Annotated in this window: 18 protein-coding genes and 1 pseudogene; 9 read left to right on the top strand and 10 right to left on the bottom strand. The window is 57.9% G+C overall.

The window, feature by feature from the left end; all coding sequences use genetic code 11:
- The first annotated feature begins 290 nt into the window (after nt 1-290).
- Both BRA1253DRAFT_RS14640 and BRA1253DRAFT_RS14630 read left to right on the top strand, forming a co-directional pair.
- Complete coding sequence (locus tag BRA1253DRAFT_RS14640; RefSeq protein ID WP_007595434.1) at nt 291-482, top strand: CsbD family protein; 192 nt, start codon at nt 291-293, stop codon at nt 480-482.
- Nucleotides 483-1,205: 723 nt separating this feature from the next.
- Nucleotides 1,206-1,418, top strand: coding sequence for a hypothetical protein (locus tag BRA1253DRAFT_RS14630; RefSeq protein WP_007595430.1), 213 nt, complete (start codon nt 1,206-1,208; stop codon nt 1,416-1,418).
- Nucleotides 1,419-1,599: 181 nt separating this feature from the next.
- Here BRA1253DRAFT_RS14630 and BRA1253DRAFT_RS43570 read toward each other — a convergent pair whose 3' ends face one another.
- The 3 genes from BRA1253DRAFT_RS43570 to BRA1253DRAFT_RS45230 form a co-directional block, all read right to left on the bottom strand.
- Complete coding sequence (locus BRA1253DRAFT_RS43570) at nt 1,600-1,776, bottom strand: hypothetical protein (protein ID WP_007595429.1); 177 nt, start codon at nt 1,774-1,776, stop codon at nt 1,600-1,602.
- A gap of 120 nt (nt 1,777-1,896) precedes the next feature.
- On the bottom strand, nt 1,897-2,079 hold the full coding sequence (locus tag BRA1253DRAFT_RS45235; protein WP_007595426.1) for a hypothetical protein: 183 nt from the start codon (nt 2,077-2,079) through the stop codon (nt 1,897-1,899).
- A gap of 11 nt (nt 2,080-2,090) precedes the next feature.
- Nucleotides 2,091-2,300 (bottom strand): hypothetical protein, encoded by a 210-nt coding sequence (locus tag BRA1253DRAFT_RS45230; RefSeq protein WP_007595423.1) that lies wholly within the window; start codon nt 2,298-2,300, stop codon nt 2,091-2,093.
- A gap of 785 nt (nt 2,301-3,085) precedes the next feature.
- Here BRA1253DRAFT_RS45230 and BRA1253DRAFT_RS14615 point away from each other — a divergent pair.
- Nucleotides 3,086-3,991, top strand: a complete 906-nt coding sequence (locus BRA1253DRAFT_RS14615) for a hypothetical protein (RefSeq protein WP_007595421.1) — start codon at nt 3,086-3,088, stop codon at nt 3,989-3,991.
- A gap of 2,377 nt (nt 3,992-6,368) precedes the next feature.
- A complete protein-coding gene (locus BRA1253DRAFT_RS14610; protein WP_007595400.1) occupies nt 6,369-6,605 on the top strand; it encodes a hypothetical protein in 237 nt (78 codons plus the stop codon).
- An 85-nt stretch (nt 6,606-6,690) separates the two neighbouring features.
- Here BRA1253DRAFT_RS14610 and BRA1253DRAFT_RS44450 read toward each other — a convergent pair whose 3' ends face one another.
- The 3 genes and pseudogenes from BRA1253DRAFT_RS44450 to BRA1253DRAFT_RS14595 all read right to left on the bottom strand — a co-directional run bounded on the left by BRA1253DRAFT_RS44450 (nt 6,691) and on the right by BRA1253DRAFT_RS14595 (nt 8,071).
- Nucleotides 6,691-6,873: a hypothetical protein gene (locus BRA1253DRAFT_RS44450; protein ID WP_198288338.1), complete on the bottom strand. Its 183-nt coding sequence runs from the start codon at nt 6,871-6,873 to the stop codon at nt 6,691-6,693.
- Between the two features lie 78 nt (nt 6,874-6,951).
- Nucleotides 6,952-7,657: pseudogene (locus BRA1253DRAFT_RS40475) on the bottom strand (IS5 family transposase); the annotation flags it as partial.
- Between the two features lie 213 nt (nt 7,658-7,870).
- Nucleotides 7,871-8,071 (bottom strand): DUF6494 family protein, encoded by a 201-nt coding sequence (locus BRA1253DRAFT_RS14595; RefSeq protein WP_007595394.1) that lies wholly within the window; start codon nt 8,069-8,071, stop codon nt 7,871-7,873.
- 324 nt (nt 8,072-8,395) lie between these two features.
- Between BRA1253DRAFT_RS14595 and BRA1253DRAFT_RS14590 the strand changes: the two genes are divergently transcribed.
- Nucleotides 8,396-9,193 carry an alpha/beta fold hydrolase gene (locus BRA1253DRAFT_RS14590; protein ID WP_007595392.1) on the top strand — a complete coding sequence of 266 codons (798 nt, stop codon included), beginning with the start codon at nt 8,396-8,398 and terminating at the stop codon, nt 9,191-9,193.
- A gap of 502 nt (nt 9,194-9,695) precedes the next feature.
- Here the strand turns inward: BRA1253DRAFT_RS14590 and BRA1253DRAFT_RS14585 are convergent.
- On the bottom strand, nt 9,696-10,103 hold the full coding sequence (locus tag BRA1253DRAFT_RS14585; protein ID WP_007595390.1) for a hypothetical protein: 408 nt from the start codon (nt 10,101-10,103) through the stop codon (nt 9,696-9,698).
- A 606-nt stretch (nt 10,104-10,709) separates the two neighbouring features.
- Between BRA1253DRAFT_RS14585 and BRA1253DRAFT_RS14580 the strand changes: the two genes are divergently transcribed.
- Both BRA1253DRAFT_RS14580 and BRA1253DRAFT_RS14575 read left to right on the top strand, forming a co-directional pair.
- Nucleotides 10,710-10,979: an antibiotic biosynthesis monooxygenase gene (locus tag BRA1253DRAFT_RS14580; protein ID WP_007595388.1), complete on the top strand. Its 270-nt coding sequence runs from the start codon at nt 10,710-10,712 to the stop codon at nt 10,977-10,979.
- Between the two features lie 243 nt (nt 10,980-11,222).
- Nucleotides 11,223-11,654, top strand: coding sequence for a hypothetical protein (locus BRA1253DRAFT_RS14575; RefSeq protein WP_245285917.1), 432 nt, complete (start codon nt 11,223-11,225; stop codon nt 11,652-11,654).
- A 170-nt stretch (nt 11,655-11,824) separates the two neighbouring features.
- On the opposite strand, the gene BRA1253DRAFT_RS14570 is transcribed toward BRA1253DRAFT_RS14575, so the two are convergent.
- Together BRA1253DRAFT_RS14570 and BRA1253DRAFT_RS41480 are read right to left on the bottom strand one after the other, a co-directional pair.
- Nucleotides 11,825-12,055, bottom strand: a complete 231-nt coding sequence (locus tag BRA1253DRAFT_RS14570; RefSeq protein WP_007595383.1) for a hypothetical protein — start codon at nt 12,053-12,055, stop codon at nt 11,825-11,827.
- A 27-nt stretch (nt 12,056-12,082) separates the two neighbouring features.
- Nucleotides 12,083-12,376, bottom strand: coding sequence for a hypothetical protein (locus BRA1253DRAFT_RS41480; protein ID WP_083869852.1), 294 nt, complete (start codon nt 12,374-12,376; stop codon nt 12,083-12,085).
- 781 nt (nt 12,377-13,157) lie between these two features.
- On the opposite strand from BRA1253DRAFT_RS41480, the gene BRA1253DRAFT_RS14560 reads away from it, so the two are divergent.
- Nucleotides 13,158-13,454 carry a hypothetical protein gene (locus BRA1253DRAFT_RS14560; RefSeq protein ID WP_007595380.1) on the top strand — a complete coding sequence of 99 codons (297 nt, stop codon included), beginning with the start codon at nt 13,158-13,160 and terminating at the stop codon, nt 13,452-13,454.
- 686 nt (nt 13,455-14,140) lie between these two features.
- Nucleotides 14,141-14,380: a hypothetical protein gene (locus BRA1253DRAFT_RS46200; RefSeq protein WP_083869850.1), complete on the top strand. Its 240-nt coding sequence runs from the start codon at nt 14,141-14,143 to the stop codon at nt 14,378-14,380.
- Between the two features lie 266 nt (nt 14,381-14,646).
- Here the strand turns inward: BRA1253DRAFT_RS46200 and BRA1253DRAFT_RS45225 are convergent, their stop codons facing one another.
- Nucleotides 14,647-15,114 carry a hypothetical protein gene (locus tag BRA1253DRAFT_RS45225; protein WP_245285916.1) on the bottom strand — a complete coding sequence of 156 codons (468 nt, stop codon included), beginning with the start codon at nt 15,112-15,114 and terminating at the stop codon, nt 14,647-14,649.
- Nucleotides 15,115-16,271 lie beyond the last annotated feature (1,157 nt).

Below are 16,271 nucleotides of genomic sequence, written 5' to 3'. Positions count from 1 at the left end.
GTACTGCCCAATAGAGGACGAACGGATAAACAGAAATCCACCGTGCTACTGGGCGCATGGTTAGATTACCGCTTCTCCGGTTCTGTAACTCACCCGAGATTTCGAGGTTCCACGAGTTCTGGTGCAAACACAGGTCAGCACCAGGTCGAATTTAGATGTGGAGCGCACACGGGTGCCTGATGCGAAATTCCAAGGTGAACAGGGCTACTCGGAACGCTGAACTTGCTCGCGCGTTGTGCGTCATCGAAAGACCTAAAGATTGAAAGACCTAAAGATTGAAGGAGCGCGTTATGGATCGCGAGCACGTGAAAGGCGTCGCCGATAAGGCCAAGGGCACGATTAAGGAAGGTGCTGGCAAGCTGAGTGGCGACAAGGACCTCCAAAGACAAGGTAGGGCCGACAAGGCCAAGGGCGCCGTGCACAACGCCGCCGGTGACGTTAAGGATGCCGCGCGGGATGCAGCAGACGCCATGAAGAAGTGACTTCCCTTATGTGGGGACTAACACTCGCCGCTTCTTCTGGGCGGCGGTTTTGTTTGCGCTATCGAGGAACCGCGCGCCTCTGTGCAGCGGCTTTATCTTCCTTTCCTACCTCTCGCATCACGACCTTGAGCACATGAGCAACGGCTCTTGCAGCGCCTTCGCCTCGTCCATGGGGCGGCGCACCTAACGCCGGTTAAGGGATTGGTTACCGGTCACTGTGACCATTTACATACAGTCGCATTATGCGGCAGCGCATTCTGAGAACAGTCTATTACTTCGACACGCCCGGTTGGCGGTCTCTTTCAGGAGACGCCCGAATGCTTAAGGGCTTCACGGTCTTCGTTGTTGCGCTGATCAGTACAGCGCAAGTGGATCAATACCTAACCCACGGTCGGTACACCGACGCGGCCATGGCTATGCTGCGGCAGATCGGTCGCGCGTTTGGATTTTAAATAGTTCTTTTGCGACGGAGACCCGTCATGGACGGCATCTCATGTGCCGATCTCCAAAGGGATGAACAACGCGCAATTGCGATATTGGGAGCCGGTCTTCCATTGAATGTGCAGCCCCCTTGCTCTCCTGGCGTGAGGTCGACTTGGGTCTGATCATAGGGTCTCATTTGACGGCTGCTGCACACAATTTGCGAAGAGATGCCGTTTTGAAGTTTTGAAGCGTGTTGCTGGGTAAGCGGTTCGGCGCCGGTCGATCACGACAGGGGGTGGGATGCCAAACGCAATCGAGCTGATTGTGGACGGTTACGTTCGCTTGAACAATCGGAGGGCTCTGGATGATCTCCGCACGCAGCGCCGGAAACTGGCCGTGGACCTAAAGGCACGTACAGGTTTTGATTTCCGGACGACCGTCCAGCAGATCGAGGAGGATATCGCCGTGATCGAGGCTGGGCTGGCGCGGTTGGATGGCGCGGCGGCGAGCTAAGCTGCCAAAGCAGTTCGCGGTTCAAGCCGCCCGATTAGCTTCTTTCTCGGTCCCGCGCATAACGATCTTGAGCACATCATCCGGCAACGGGTCATTGCAGCGCCTTCGCCTACTCCCATGTCGGCGTGGCATCCAGCCATCTGCTACAGGTCAACATCGTCTCGACGCGTTTTACTGGTGCTTAGTAAGGCAATAGTTCGGACGCTTTTGTCCCGGCCAGGCTGTGGAAATTCTTGCAATGACCTATGGCTGTACGGGTGACATGGCGCTCAGCCGAAGGTGTGTAAGACCACAGCATAGTGGTTGCAACAATGAGGAAGGCAACGGCCACGATTGCAGATGAGATCAGACGCTTCATGGGAAACCTCCGGTTTCCGATTGAAGGTTCGTCCGACAGTTCGATTAAAGGTTCAATGGAAAAGCCAAAATCTCGGCCCGTTCATGGAGTTCCGTTTGAGACGTAAGGGCGGCCCGCGTGCTAGGCGGCATGCCCACCCGCAATCGTGACTATCTCGCACCCTGCACCTTCGAAAAGCCCGATCCGAATGGTTCGGAAACACCCCGGCATCGGTGCGAAGTTGCCGACATAGCGGTTGACGACGCGGAACAGCGCGATAATGGCGGCTTGGTTGCTGGTGATCAAACGCGCAAACGAGAACACCCGCTCGCCACCTACTCGACGTCGATCATTCGCTCCTTGGTGATCCGCAGGCTGCGGACGTAATAGCCTTGTGCCTGAACGGCTGACTTGATTTCGTCGCTGACCTTGAGAACTCGTTTCCTGCTCTTCCGCCACTTATGTGCAGAGTAAAGCACGGGCACGGGAGAGCCTGAACTTAGAACGAGCAAGAAGCGCCTGTCATTGCGATAGACATCATACATTTCGCCCCCGCGATCATGTTGAAGTAAGCATGTCTGGTCGTCTCCACAGCTTAGTATCGCGAATGGCTGCGCGGGTTGTAAATCTGCAACGTCCGGGATTTCTTCAGCAACGTTCCAGATTGGGAACGAACTTGGTGCAAGCTCGGCAGCTTCCGCGTAGGCGGTTCATGAGCGCGAGCGCAATCCAGCCTCCTCGGTAGCATCAAGCTTAACGAGTGACATTCGTTGCCAACTTGCCGAGACGGAATATCGTCGCGTCGATCGGGCATTTTTGTTCCCGAACCATCAGTTGGCGGGGGTTGCCTGAAAACGGGTTCGATTTCCATGATTCGATATTCGTCGTATGGAAGTTCGAACTATCGTGCACCAGCCGCGCAGTTCTCCTATCGCGCCCGCTGGAAGCCGAGTACCGTCAGCTCATCGAGTTACGAAAGCGGGTCAGACAGGCCGAAGCTGCGGCCTCAAAGCGGTTTACGATCGCGACAAGGAAAAGAACTCGCCGCAACGAAGATGAGTCCGCTGGCAGGCATCTGCTCGATGCGCGCGGCGGAGTTCGTGGCGTGCAGCGCCAGGGTTGTAACCACTAAAGTCAGGTCGTCGAGAGTGGTCGAGATGCCTTGGTGGCGGTCGACGGATTAGAGGCCTGTGCGCTGTCGCCGAAAATCCGCCCTCCGGTTTTCATCTTGTGGCCTTGCTTTGGTCAAACCGGCGTTGGGGAGTGTGGACTTGCCCGATTTAATGCCCGGCCTCGGTCCGGATGACATCGGGTGCGATGGGGAACGCCGATGCATTCGCCGATTAAACCGATATATCCCGGCTCACAAATTCATAGTCCCGCGCTCTCACCGGAAGACGTCGAGCTTGTTGCGCGCGCGGATGAACGGCTCGTCCACGCCTATGATCAGATCGCACGTGCAGATGAACAGCTGGCGCGTGTCAATGAACAGCTTGCCAAGCTAGATCAGGATGGCACGCGCCATCCTTCTCAGCCGAAGAATTCCGCGAAATGGTTTCGACCACCTGACCGCGGGGCGAGCTCATCGCGCGGAAGGCCGGCACTGCGCGGCCTGATCGGTCTGCTGTTGGCAAGCGGCATCTGTTTAGCTGCTCTTGCTGCGCAGTCATCTTACGGCGATGCGGTCAGAGCAATGATGTATCGGTGGTCCGCGCATGCCGTTTCACCTTCGTCGTTGCCGCAAGAAAGAGCCGAGATCTCCTCGGCTCTGCCTACCACTCAGACGAGTGCAACCTATGTGGCACTTCAGCAACCGGGGCCGCTGACTACACCGCACGATGCGATCCAGGCAGCCGCTGGCCCCAGTTCGCCGGAGCTAGCGCTCCAGGGATTGTCGGGCGACCTTACGAACCCGCAGCAAGCGATCGAGCAGCTCAAGGCCAGCCAAGATCAAATCGTCCGCGACCTTGGCCAGCTCTCCGACCAGCTTACGGCGGTCCAGGCACAAATGGTGCGAGACAGAGCGGATGCCGGCGAACAGCTCAGAATGGTCCAAGAACGATTGGCCGGCATCACCACTAACGCTTCCGAGCAGATCCTACGCCCCAAGACGCCGGTGCCGTTGCCCAGGCCAGTTGCCGCCACGATCCGCAAACCTGTGCCAACCGTTCGGCGGGCGCAAGACAGGGGGCGGCCACACGCGCCGCTGCAGACCGACCAGGCCGTGCAGGACTAGGGATTAACTGTTTTCCAACGCGTCTGATCGTCTGATCGCTGCGAGACCTCGATGCGGAGGGGGGCAGAGGGCGCTGTTGCTTGCTCCGCAGCTGTCGCCATCGCGCGGCTTGCTGCCCATAGTTCACTCGCAACCGGGAGGGAGATAATCGTCCCAATGTGGGGGATGGCGACCGGCGCCTTTTGGCGCTCTCCTTCCCTGTTAGATTGGGGCGGGAGCGCGACTGGCGTTCCCATCACCGGAGCTCTCCGCGGACGCTCAGATGGCACGCTCCTTGCCAATCAGTCGGACCAGTGATTTTCGTTGCGAGGAGACGTCTAGCAATGGGACCAAAAATTCGAATCTTCAAAGGCCCAAAGCCCAATCTGGCACATGTTACCCGCAATCTGATGCAACTACTCGACGCGCTCGAGGATCTTGAGGAGCTGAGAGAGAAGGTCCGGCTAGCAGAAGCAACCCGAGTGTTACATTAAAGCGGCCACCTCCGTCAGACCTGCTGACTAATCTGCCAATGGCACCTTGAATCGGCAATAGTAGCTCGCGCGGTTTTGCGTTTTGCGTGCGACCAATCGAGGGCTCGCGTGCGGTCCAGCACTATGCGGCAGAACCAGCCATGGCGCAGAGGAACCGGGCTCGGGCATCATGGTTAACGGTTTGGCAAAGGAGATCGTCCAATGCCCCATGCCGCCCCTTTGGTGCTCGCCGCCATCGTCGCCAACTCAGCTCTTCTGGTCCTCGCGCCAGGAGGCCCCGCAAATTCTGGGTCGGCGGGTGCGGGCACGGGGACAAGCGCGAGCAGCGCCAACGCTGGTCCCTCGGCGCCTGCCGGAATGGGGACGAATGCGGGTAGCGCCGGCGCTGGTCCCTCAGCGCCTGCCGGAATGGGGACGAAAGACACCGCCACCGGCGCAAATCCGAGCACCAACAATCAATTGAACAATCCGAGCGTTGAACCCGCCACCCCGACAAAGTCGCGGACGGCCGCACAGGCCGCAAGAAATGCCGGGGTTGGCCACGCGCAAAATGGCCTGCCGATCGGGGCCGTTGGAACGGGTACAAGCAACGAGGACCAGATGATCATCGGCCCCTTACCCGCCCGAAACGCATCAGCCCCGGCAGCACAGGCCAAAGGAAACATCAGTGGTGGTCACGCGACAAATGGTCTTCCAGTCGGAACGTTTGGAAAGGGCCCCAGTCTTTCGGACCAGGTGAGCCGGCCGCGCGCCGCGCGAGCTGGCGATAAAGTGCTGGACGCCAAAGCGCAGGTCGAGCGACGAACAACCGTTTCGCCCAAACGCGTTCCCGGCATCACAAAGCGGGGTTTGTAGCGGCGAGCAGACTTGTCCGGTGGGGCGTGGCAGGTCCCGATGGCTTGCGCCGCAACTCGCCTGCCAGAAGCCGGATAATTGAATCATTAATATCGCGCCATTTAACTCAAGTCACGGTGACCTGATTTGACCCGCGATTGAACCGGTCCTGCCGCGGCGCGCGCCCGCCCAATGGTCGACGCACAAGCGGCTTGGTGCCGTAGACCTGATGCGCCGAGGGCTTTGACGTCGTGGTCCGTTGATCGTGGTCGGATGCCGGCGAATGCGAACAACGGCCGAACCACACGACACCTTGTTCCTGGTCGGCTTGCGCGTCGCCTCTCCAGCTCACGTCGGTCCTATCATGGTTCCGTCCGAAGCGCCGCTTAATCGCTTGGACAAACGGAAGCACGAGGGCGAGCGCAATTCTCCCCGCAACCGAAGCAATAATGCGCTGGAATGAGGGGGGCGCAACCGTCTTCCAATCGACCGACCGTCTTATTGATCGGTCCCGGAGACGGAGGGCCCCTCCGACCATCTCGGAGGGGAGCGCCTCCGCGCGGGCACGACAGCCATCACAAAGAGAATGTTGATAGCAGCCATACCCGAATGAGCAGGATAGTACGCACAAGGAAGCGAGCATAAACCGGAGCCCGTCGCGAGGGAGCCACCTTTGCGCAGCTGGGCGAAAACGGCCCCGACATCCACCTCATTGGGACGCCGACACCGTCGGATCCCAGCGCATCTAGGGACACAATGAATCAGTCGAAGCCTAGTCCGGTGCAAAACTCGCGTCTGTGCGGTTTCAGGCCTTGATGTACCTTTGATGGCACCCTGGCTGGGTGGACCTACGGCGAGGTCGGAATGCCGAGGCCTCGCGCCGTGACCACCAGCCCGTCCATCCAAAGTTTGGCCCCACGGGCGACCGTGGCTATGCACCGCACGGTGAATATGCGGCTAACTAACAGTTAGGAGAACCAATATATTGTTTCCTGGTTGAATCATCTGTCATCCCGGAAAGCAACGTTACTGTTTGCGTCGAGGATGAGTTTAGAACCTGAGCCAAGACGATGAAGGACCTCAGGCGACGATTGGAGAAGCTCCGTGCGGACGCCAGAGACTTTGCTCTTATGAGTCAGTCGGCGACGAATGCAGAAAAGCGCGCGCTCTTTCAACGCTTGGCGGATGAACTCGCCTTCGAAGCTCTTGAGCTTGAGGTCATCGTAAAACAACAAGGGCACTCCGATTCCAGCGAGCAGCACGAGGTCGTAGAATTTAAGCCATCCGCTCAGAAGAAGCGCGGCTGATGCGGAAAGAGGCTGGGCGGTCGGCTTGTCTTCCTTTTCCGTCCGCGCCCTGAACGATTTTGAGCATAGCTTCCACCAACGGCCGCTAAGGCACCTTCGCCTCATCCCATTGCGCATGGATCCAGACGTCGCGCGGTTCATCAGCTCGGTCAGCTCGTCCCGCGGGGCCGGCCACGTCCCAGGCGGCGTCCTCGCTCAAGCATTTGAGCGCAAGTCGCAGCATCCGGAGCTGCACCTCGCTCAGATCGTGCAAGGTGACGATCGGCATCGCAGCCGCCCAGCAGCTCGGACTCGCGGCATCGACGACAATGGGAAGAACGAAACTGCACATCGCGATGTTGCATCGGAAGGCAAGGTAGTTTGGCGGCCAGCCTGTCGTACCGCGTCGCCACCCGACGACATTGTTTGATCTGGTTGAAGAACCGCCCAACCCGGTTGCGGGCGCGGTAGAGATATGGGCTGAAGCAGATCGGATCGCTCGGATTGCTCTTCGGCGGGATGTTGGCCCACGCGCGCCCTTCTTCATGGCAAGCTCCCTGATCCAGTCCGCGTCATAGCCACGCAAGCAACATTGACCCGGATTTCAGACGAGACAGCAGTTTTCCGGCAAGTCGAACGTCATTGGCCTCACCGGGGCTCAGCGCCAACCGTACCGGCAGACCATTGCTGTCGACCACCGCATGGATTTTGCTCGTCAAACCGCCGCGGGACCTTCCCATCGATTGGCGCTGGTTCCTTGCGATGCAGGCTCCTTGCTGATGTACGCGGACAATGGAGGTGTCGATCATCTGGGTAGCGGCATCATGGGCAGTGGCAAGCGCTTCTATGATGCGGCCCCAGACGCCAGCCCGCCGCCACCTGACGAAGCGGTTGTAGCAAGTGGTGTATGGCCCAAACGCCGCCGGCAGATCACGCCAGGGTGCTCCTGATCGAAGGATCCAGAAGATGCCATTCAGGACCCGTCTGTCGTTCGCCCGGGGGACGCCACGCGGCTTGTTCGGCAGCATCGGCTTGATGGCGGTCCATTCGTAGTCAGCGAGTTCGTAGCGCATGATTCGAGCTCCAGTTCGGGAGTTTGAATCACGGCCATCCGGCCAAACGAAACGCTCATGGGCAGACACTGGTACGGCGCTTTTGGACAGGAAAGGACATCAACCATCCCGCACTCTGTGCCAAGAAAATGACCCAAAGCAGTCGTTGCCGGAAATCAACAGGATTGAATGCTCCACCAACAGGACGGCAATGCCGGGGCAGCCGGGACATCGTCAGAGTGCGATTGTTTCCTCGACTACATGTTTCAGCGCCGTCCCCTCAGCCGACAGGGTCATTCGCAGTTTGAGCTTGCCACCTTTCACCGCCCCGCTGCGCACTAGGTTCTCAATTTCACGCTGCGATGTAACTCCGACATGCTTCAGAAATTTACGGATAGCCATATTGAAGCGGTCTTCATCGAACTCGGCGGTCATGGCTGTTCTCCCTGGTTGGTCAGGCGATGTCTAACACGAGGCGAGCAAAGACCCAACATCGAGGCCCAACTCGCGTCACCGCCGACTTCCTCCTCAACCTGATTGCCTACAACGTCGGCCCGGAGCTGAAGAATACACCCGAGGCGGCGCAAGGTCGGCCGTTTGAGGTGGACCGGACACGGCTGTCGCCGACCGCCGCTTGTGACCCATGGCGGAAGTAAAATATTCCTTCGAAGACCGCTGAAGTCATCTTCCATTTGTTCGGTTTTGGCGATTACACTGTTGCGCTCGTATGGTACCCATTTTTTTGCACGGAGAGATTTCATGACCTTGTCAGACGTCACCCGCCGCAGATTGATCGGCAGTCTCGCGGCCGGAGTAAGCGCGGTCTCGGTAGCTTCATCAAGCATCAGCAGCGCACGTGCTCAATCCCCGCAAAAGACGTTTGTTCTTATTGGCGGAGCCTTTTACGGAGCTTGGTGTTGGCATCGCGTCACCGAGAGGCTCGAAAAGCAGGGCCACAAAGTCTATGCGCTTACGCTTACGGGATTGGCAGAACGCTCGCATCTCCTCAGCAGAGACATAAATCTCGACACGCACATCACGGACATCGCAAATCTCGTCGAATGGGAAGACCTCACAGACATTTGCCTCGTTGCCCATTCGTATGCCGGATGTCCCGCATCGGGCGCGCTTGAGCGCGTCGGAAACCGTGTGTCATCTATCGTCTGGGTTGATGCAATAAAGCCCGCCGACGGGGAGTCATTCCGAGACTTGGTCTCCTTCCCGATAGAGGAGGGTGCAATCAGCCGTCCGGCTCCCAAAGCGCTCCCCCCGACGGCCTTTAGCGACCCCAAAGACGTTGCTTGGGTTCTATCGAAGGTAACTCCTCAACCGATTGGCACATGGCTGCAACCTGTGAAGCTCTCCGGCGCACGCGAAAAGGTCGCGAAGAAAACCTACATCCGCTTACCCAAATTCCAGTTAGCGGCCTTGGACAAAGCGGCAGGGGAGTGCAAGTCCGATAATTCTTGGACCGTCCTCGAAAACGCGACGTCCGGCCACTCCGTTATGATCGCCGAGCCGGATTGGTTGACTGACGTGCTGGTGAAAGCAGCGTGAGATTGATCTGATCAGGAACGACTTCCTGGGCTGCCATAATTAAAATTGTAGCCGAGCGATCCGTCTCGCTCGGCTTGCGAGTAGCCAGTGTACGAACGACTTCCACACATGGCCCGTGACCGACCTCAGTTAGAGCGCTGCGAGGGCCGCTTCCGGGAGATGAGCCGACCCGATCATGCAAGCCGCCGAGGGCTGCCTTTGACCCAATTCAGACATCGGCCTCTCTCTCTCTCTCTCTCTCTCTCTCTCTCTCTCTCTCTCTCTCTCTTCATGTTGCAGTAGTCTTGAATTGAGACGCCCCGACCAATTGTCGCGTCGCTTGTCGATTTCATATCGTCCGCCAACTAGCCCTTAGACGTTTGTCTCGCGTCGGTTTGCGCAGCGACATATCTAGAGTTCGGCGCAACCAGGAAGTCACGTCAGAGGGCAAACCGACGCGATCGGTGCGCCGTCGCGTGCGCCATTCGCAACTACAATCGAGTTTTTTGCGAAGAAACGAGCCTTAAGCCTTTAGGTCCGTGATCCGCATAATCGCGACCACGTTCCCATCATTGAACGCCTGCTCCTTTGTGTCCTTGTTGCAGGTCCAGACAAAATTCTTCTTGCCGGTAAAGGTCTTTTCGTCCTGCTCAAGCCGAAGCTCTCCTTCGGTGATATGGCAGACCATGGCATTCATCATTGGGGGCCCCATGGTCTTCGATCCCGGCTGCATGATGATGTCGCGCATTGAGACGGTCTTAAAACCCGGGATCAGCGATGGTGTCTCGCCATCATACTCACGCACCACCACACCTGGCCACGGAGTTGTGTCCTTGTAGCCCGTAGTTTGAGCGGCGGCGGGCTCTATCATGGCCGCCGAAGCCGCTGCCAACCCGAATGTCAATGCAGACCTTCGATCGATCTTGCTCATCGCTTTTCTCCCTAGGTTACTGCAACAAGCCGCCGCAAAAGCTGCGCGCGTGTGGAATGTGAAATCGTGGTGTGAAACCGAAAAGGGGGCGGTCTCTTAGGGTGGCGTACCTGCCGACAGCGCTAGTACTGCTCGTTCGTCCCGAACGGTGACTTCGGCACATCCCGCTTCAAGGGCAACCACATTCTACGAGAACGGACGCGCCCTAGAAATGGGTGTTTCGCCCAAGAGGCATAATGCCTCAGTTTGCTTAGGCCTGAAGTTCGGACCCGGCGTCAGCAACTTCACACTGCGACCAACTGAATACGCAAGTCAGTGTCACTGACTGGTCCTGTGGCGGGTCGCAGTAAGTGTGCGGCCACGACCTATTGGCGTCGAGTGCGGAGGCGATGATGCTGCTCCCGCAAGACCGCCCGGAGTTAGCCCATCAGCGAAGTGGCAGCACGCCTCAGTTTTATCGGACAAAGGGCAAGCGTCCGATGGCATCAGTGCAACCCGGAAATGAAATAGCTCCAAGCGTTGGCCGGTATTATACTGGTGCTACTGGAAGTGCTGTTTCAAGCGTTCGTGGAAAGATTGCTACGACCAGTCTGGGAGGAACATCTGATGACGACTATGTTTGTTAGACACACGGTTTCCGACTACAAGACCTGGCGGAAAGTTTACGACGATTTTGCTCCTGTTCAGAAGGCGAAGGGCGTAGCAGCCGAGGCTGTCTACCGAGCAGTCGAAAATCCCAATGACATCACAGTAACTCACGAGTTTGCCACGATTGAAGCTGCGCAAGCCTTTGCGGAGAGTGCTGAATTGAAGAATGCCATGCAGAAAGCGGGAGTGGCGAAAGCTCCAACGATTTGGTTTACCAAAAAGGCGTGAAGTATCGATCCCGGCCAAGTGCCGGGATTTTTTGCTGTGGTGGTACCATGTCGCCTGTTGGCCTATTGAGACATGCCGAGGCGGTCTGACGATATCCGTTCACAGGGGTAGACCGGTAGAGAACGGCACGCGGCCAAAGTGACGCGATTGACCCTGGCTGTGTAAAAACGCAAAAGATCGAAACGCGACGAGAATGACATTCTGGCTTTGCGGGCCCGCCGCCCTAGAATTGCGGCGATCAGGATGGGCGAAATGCAGTATGTTTGCGACGCGCCGAAGGGTAAGACCTGGTTCCGTATCGAGACGGAAGGTGAAGCGGTGCAAGAGTCGCGCCTGATGCGCCACACAGTCGAGAAATATTTCTGCCGCGAGCGAGAGAAGGCAGTCCAATCCTGGCGTCCGGAGCAGCCCAACGCGATCGAGCGCGACATCGGCCTCGAGGCCCATGTACAGCGAGAGATGCCGCTTTTCCTCACGTTGCGTGACAGGGAGGGTAATCCACTGGCTACAGCGATGCTGCCACCGGGTGGCAAGGATCGCGGCGGGTTCCGGATCATCATCGTTGCCGCATGCAATGCCGATCCTTATCCTGAGCAGGATGCGGCCATCGCTGCGCTAGGAGCGCATTTCGGTCTCACGCTCGATCGCCACCGCTGCTTCCCCTACGGCCGCTAAGGAGCCTGACAAGTATCGCTGCTTGGAGCGATGTCGGCTCATGGCCCGAAGGCGAAGATCGCCATCGTGTCCGGCACGTCGGCAGTCGGGGCCAGAGCGGACATCGAGAAGACGCGGGCAAAATCGACGCGAATGGCCCAACTCCGACTCCGCCGAACGATTGCGTTGATTTACGCGACGCGATCCTTGTCGGACTGTTCCTCGACTGCCGTCACGGTTTCTTCGAATCCCTTTTCGTAATTGCCCGCAAACCTTTCGATGCTGTCGGCCCACATCCTCAGAATTGAGACCTGAAAATGCATAATTGGCTTCAAGGCAATCATACCGATTTCTGTCGCTGCGGTTGTGCGCTTTTGGGCGTCGCGCGCGAAACGGCCTGAGTTAGAGATGTTGTCTGCCATGGCTGCTTGCTCCTTCTGCTCGGGTGATTAAGCCCAAAGCGACCTGCCAGGTTGTGCACTGCGTGATGCTAACCCCTCGGCTAAAGCCTGATCTGCGGCGAGTCTCGCATGTCGGTCGTCATGCAGTTCATCCAGCTTTTTCAGGTAAGCGACCGCTGCTATTTGCAAGAGATCGAAATCATATTCGCCAGCATCGCGAAGATTGGTGACGTAGCGAAAGAGGGCGGAACGCCTGTTATCGTTCTCACTAATACCACTATGGAGCAGCAAGTAGTTCCGCCAGGCGAACGCACATGCGCCTTCTATGGCTTGAGAAGTCATGGGCACCTCCCGAAGGTCAGAGAAACACTGATGAGCCGTTTCGTTCCGCGAATGTCTCCGATGTAATGCTGTTCCGTAGGTGCGCCGCAAGGTGTTTCGCGAAGAGGTCAGTGCTGTGGTAGTGGCGGTGTGCACGTCATCGTGCGCTCTGTTGCGCCTAAAGCCGGCGATCTCCTTGTCGATTTTTACCGCAAATGACAAGGTCAAAGAACCTACCGCTCGCGCGGCGTTAACGTTGCAATGCTATGGCTTCCGGATTGATCACGAAGTCAGCCCCATCTCGGCTTGAACGAAAGGAGAGGACACGCAACTTTGGGCGAAGCGGGGATTTACGCCGCCGATCTTTCCCTTGTTCCACGGACGTGCTTCGAGACGTTCTCATTGATTCTTGGACATCGATCATGATGACTTCCTCGTTAATGAGGTTGGCCATTCTCAAGCCGATAAGTCCGAACCTGCGTCGGCTTTCAGACGATTGGAGACGTAGCGCCCAAACGTGCCCGCGCGGTAACCCGGTTTGGATCAGCAAACACCGTTCGGAATGATTTCTGGTATTGGCCCATCGGCGAAGTAACGTGACGCGTGTCGAGCGTCCGCTTATTGAGGAAGCGCAGACAAGCTTTGCTCAGGTTGAGTTCTTCGCATTTTGACCCGTAGCTGACTTCGTGGTCATCGCGTCCAGTTAGGGAACCAATATCGCAGTCGGTAAACTTCGATCTGCTCGGCAAGCCCTTCTCTAGGTCCTAGCCAGTACAAACTAGGGCGCCAAAGGATTGTGGCCATGTACTTCCTCACTGCCTGTCTGATCGTGGTCGTCTTGAGCGCCGCAGTGGCGTACCGTCGAGCTGGATCTCTACCACGAAACCTTCAGGGACGGCTGGACCGTCAGCCGCGGCGTGCGGCGATGTGGCCCGTCATGTGTGCAGGAATTTTTACACTGGGGCTGCTCGGACTTCATCATTTTCAAGGCTGGCAAGAATCCGGTCCCTTCGAAACGGACTATCTCCTCATGCTTATCCTGCTTATCACCTCTTTCTTTGGTGGTTGGTTTCTTGGCATCATTGGCTGGATTGATTGACCGACGACGAGCTGCCATGACTTTGGCATCTTCCTGTTGATGTCCGCTTCTGGCCCATCTCGGACATCCTGACCGGCGCCGATGATGTCCGTCCCCGGAGCTCAAGCGGAAGTAAGCAGCCAGGACACCGAAGGCCGCTCGTGACCACTCTAGACGTCAGATGCTCCAGGACCGCCTTCCCCTTGAGAGCGCAGCAGCGCCGCGGCGCGCCTGCGCTCAGCAGCGCGCGAGATCAAAATGCGAGGGGTACGCGGACATGTCAGTTCGCCGAGATTTGCATCCAGCCATACGCCATTCCTACGGCCTTACCAGCGCCGCCGTCATCGGAAACGCGCCACGCTGCCACGCCGAAACATAGCGTTAGCATCAAGTTGGTTAGCAATAGCAGGACTGAGAAGAAGTGGCTCACACGCGCACCCGAAACAGAACGTCCCTCCAGTACGGACACAGATGGAGGATTCGAAAACTGCAGCTGCGCTGACCTAACCGCCTTTTCCACAGGTTGTAGAATGCTGGATCAACAGGTTCGAACTGGGGAGCGCAGCCATCGAGCGTTTCGTGCGGAGCCGGGGACTTCGCGCCGCGCTGATCGTAGCTAAGCGGCACGGCAGGAGCTATTATCTTGTTCTTCTCGCTCGGGATCATTCGGTTTCAGGAGTCTGGCAGTGACAAAAATCTTACGAGGAATGCTCCTCGCGACCACGGTTCTCGCTGCTGCTAGTGCGGCGTACGCAGGGGGTGGCTGTGGCGAGGGCTGTCATAGGACAAGCGGTGGCGCATGTGTCGTTGACGGCTGGGGCACGGGAGCCAAGGTTCGGAACGAATGCCCGGCGACCTCTCGCCCCCGTCCACCCTGCGGCGGCGGGGATTTCATCTGGGACCGCACCAAACAGGCGTGCTTCCAAAATAACCGCAGCTGGTTCTGATCTCGCGCGCCATTTAGGCGCGCTGTACACAGCGCAATTTGATCTCACTGCGCGGCCTCAGCGTGGATACGAACGAGTTCAGTGGAACAGCTTGACCCTCATCTTGGCCAGTGCGCCGCTTCATGAGTCCGCTCTCGGCGGCGGCGCCGACGGGCTCGGTTCGCGTGCTTGGGATCAGGTGCGGACCTCCAGGCACGGAGCCGGATAGCGCTGGACTGCTATGATGGTTGTGCGGCCCTGCCGCCAGCTTACAGCTCAACTGCGGACTAGCCGTCTTGGCAGGGAATACCGAGGTTGTCACAAGCGAGAGCGAATGACTCTTTTGCTTTTGTATCCTCGAAGCAGAAGCGAGTGCCGACCTCTGCCTGATCGATCCACCAATCGACGTTACTGCCTTTCGCGATGCGGGAGGCTTCGCCGCGTAACAGGTCGAGTTGTCTTCCCGCAGCTCGAACGATCAGGCAATTGTTCTCTTTGGACACAATATCTTCTCCATGGCACAGGACGCCGAACTCGTTGGTACTAACAGCCGTGAACACGAAGGCCGCAGCAGGGGGACTGCTGCTGCGGCCCGCGCGGTCAAAAATAACGACTAGGTGAAATATGCAGCCAGCCCCGGTGCTATGATCGTACCGCAGCATCTCTGGCTCGCAATATGATGCAATTTCACAATCGGCAGAAGGCTTAACATGCATCAGTGCGCCGGCTCTCAAGTCCATGAGGATCGGGAACAACTGGCAATCTGGGTGCGTTCGCCTCCAGCTCCGGGCGATGTCTCGGAGCGGACGCGTAGAACTTCTGGCCTCAGGAATCATCGTCTGGGCCGGCTTTTTTGCAGCATTGCGTTGGCGCCAGTTCGATTTAGCCGTTGCCTATGTCATTTGGCATATGAAAGGTGACGGTCGGAAGGCATCGGGACTTTTTGGCAATTCAGCGGAAGCTGGCGGAACTGTCCGGAGCATGAGGACTCTCCTCCATCGAACGAGAGACGCCCCCCGGCTTGAGGGCCTGAGGGTTGATGCCGAGGGCCGCTCCGCCAGCTCGAAAGAGAGGAGCCAGCAAGACCGCAAGCGGGGCAGTGATGCTAGGTTCCTACAGTTGTCAGGAGCCGCACATAGGTGCCGCTCTCATGCAGCTCCAGCCAGCCCTTCTCGACAGCGCACCTGATGCCGGCGCCGAACTCTGCGCCGCTTGCCTTGAGCGTGTAGAGGAAGGGGTAGTTTATCTTCTAGATATACCGCCTCGATGCCTGAAGCCAGCTGAACGAGCTGACGCGCGGCGGCTTCCGGACTGGCAAAACGGCGCTCGGTGACGTGCTTCATCGCTGGAATCAAAACCTCAAGCCCCCATGCTTGGCCTGACTTGCCCTCGACTGTCATGCCAGTTTGGGAGATATGCACAGATCCTGCGGCGCCGCATGCCGCACAGACCAGGCGCACGCCGACGCACGAAAATCGCAACCGAGCTTGGAAGGCATATTGCGTCAGTCAAACGTGTGGCCCGAGACATGGGAATTTTGCTCCGAACCAAGAGGAGCGGCTGCACAGAGACGTAGACGTATAAGTCGCTTGTAGAATCGCTCTATGCTGGCTCAGCCAAACCTTACGGGGAAAGCAGGGAATGGTTAGGCCCGGCGCGTCTTACCGGATAAGGACGCGTCGGGCCGCGAGTGCGTAAACGCGCATTACGCAAGCTGGCGGCGCCTTGTCTTGGGAGTCAGCCCACCACCCGGCCCGAGTTGTGCGAAGTGCTTTCGGTGGCCCGCTACTGATTGGTCAGCCGTCAGAACGTCTCGGTAATCTTGCTCAGGCGAGGTGGACGATCCGGGTCAAACCCGCAGGCCCGCGCCGTCTGCTCGATCATCCGATAGGCCGGAACCAGCATGGTGATC

It is taken from the genome of Bradyrhizobium sp. WSM1253 (assembly GCF_000244935.1).
In the GTDB taxonomy this organism is placed as follows: domain Bacteria; phylum Pseudomonadota; class Alphaproteobacteria; order Rhizobiales; family Xanthobacteraceae; genus Bradyrhizobium; species Bradyrhizobium canariense.
This window is presented reverse-complemented; position numbering and strand designations above follow the sequence as displayed.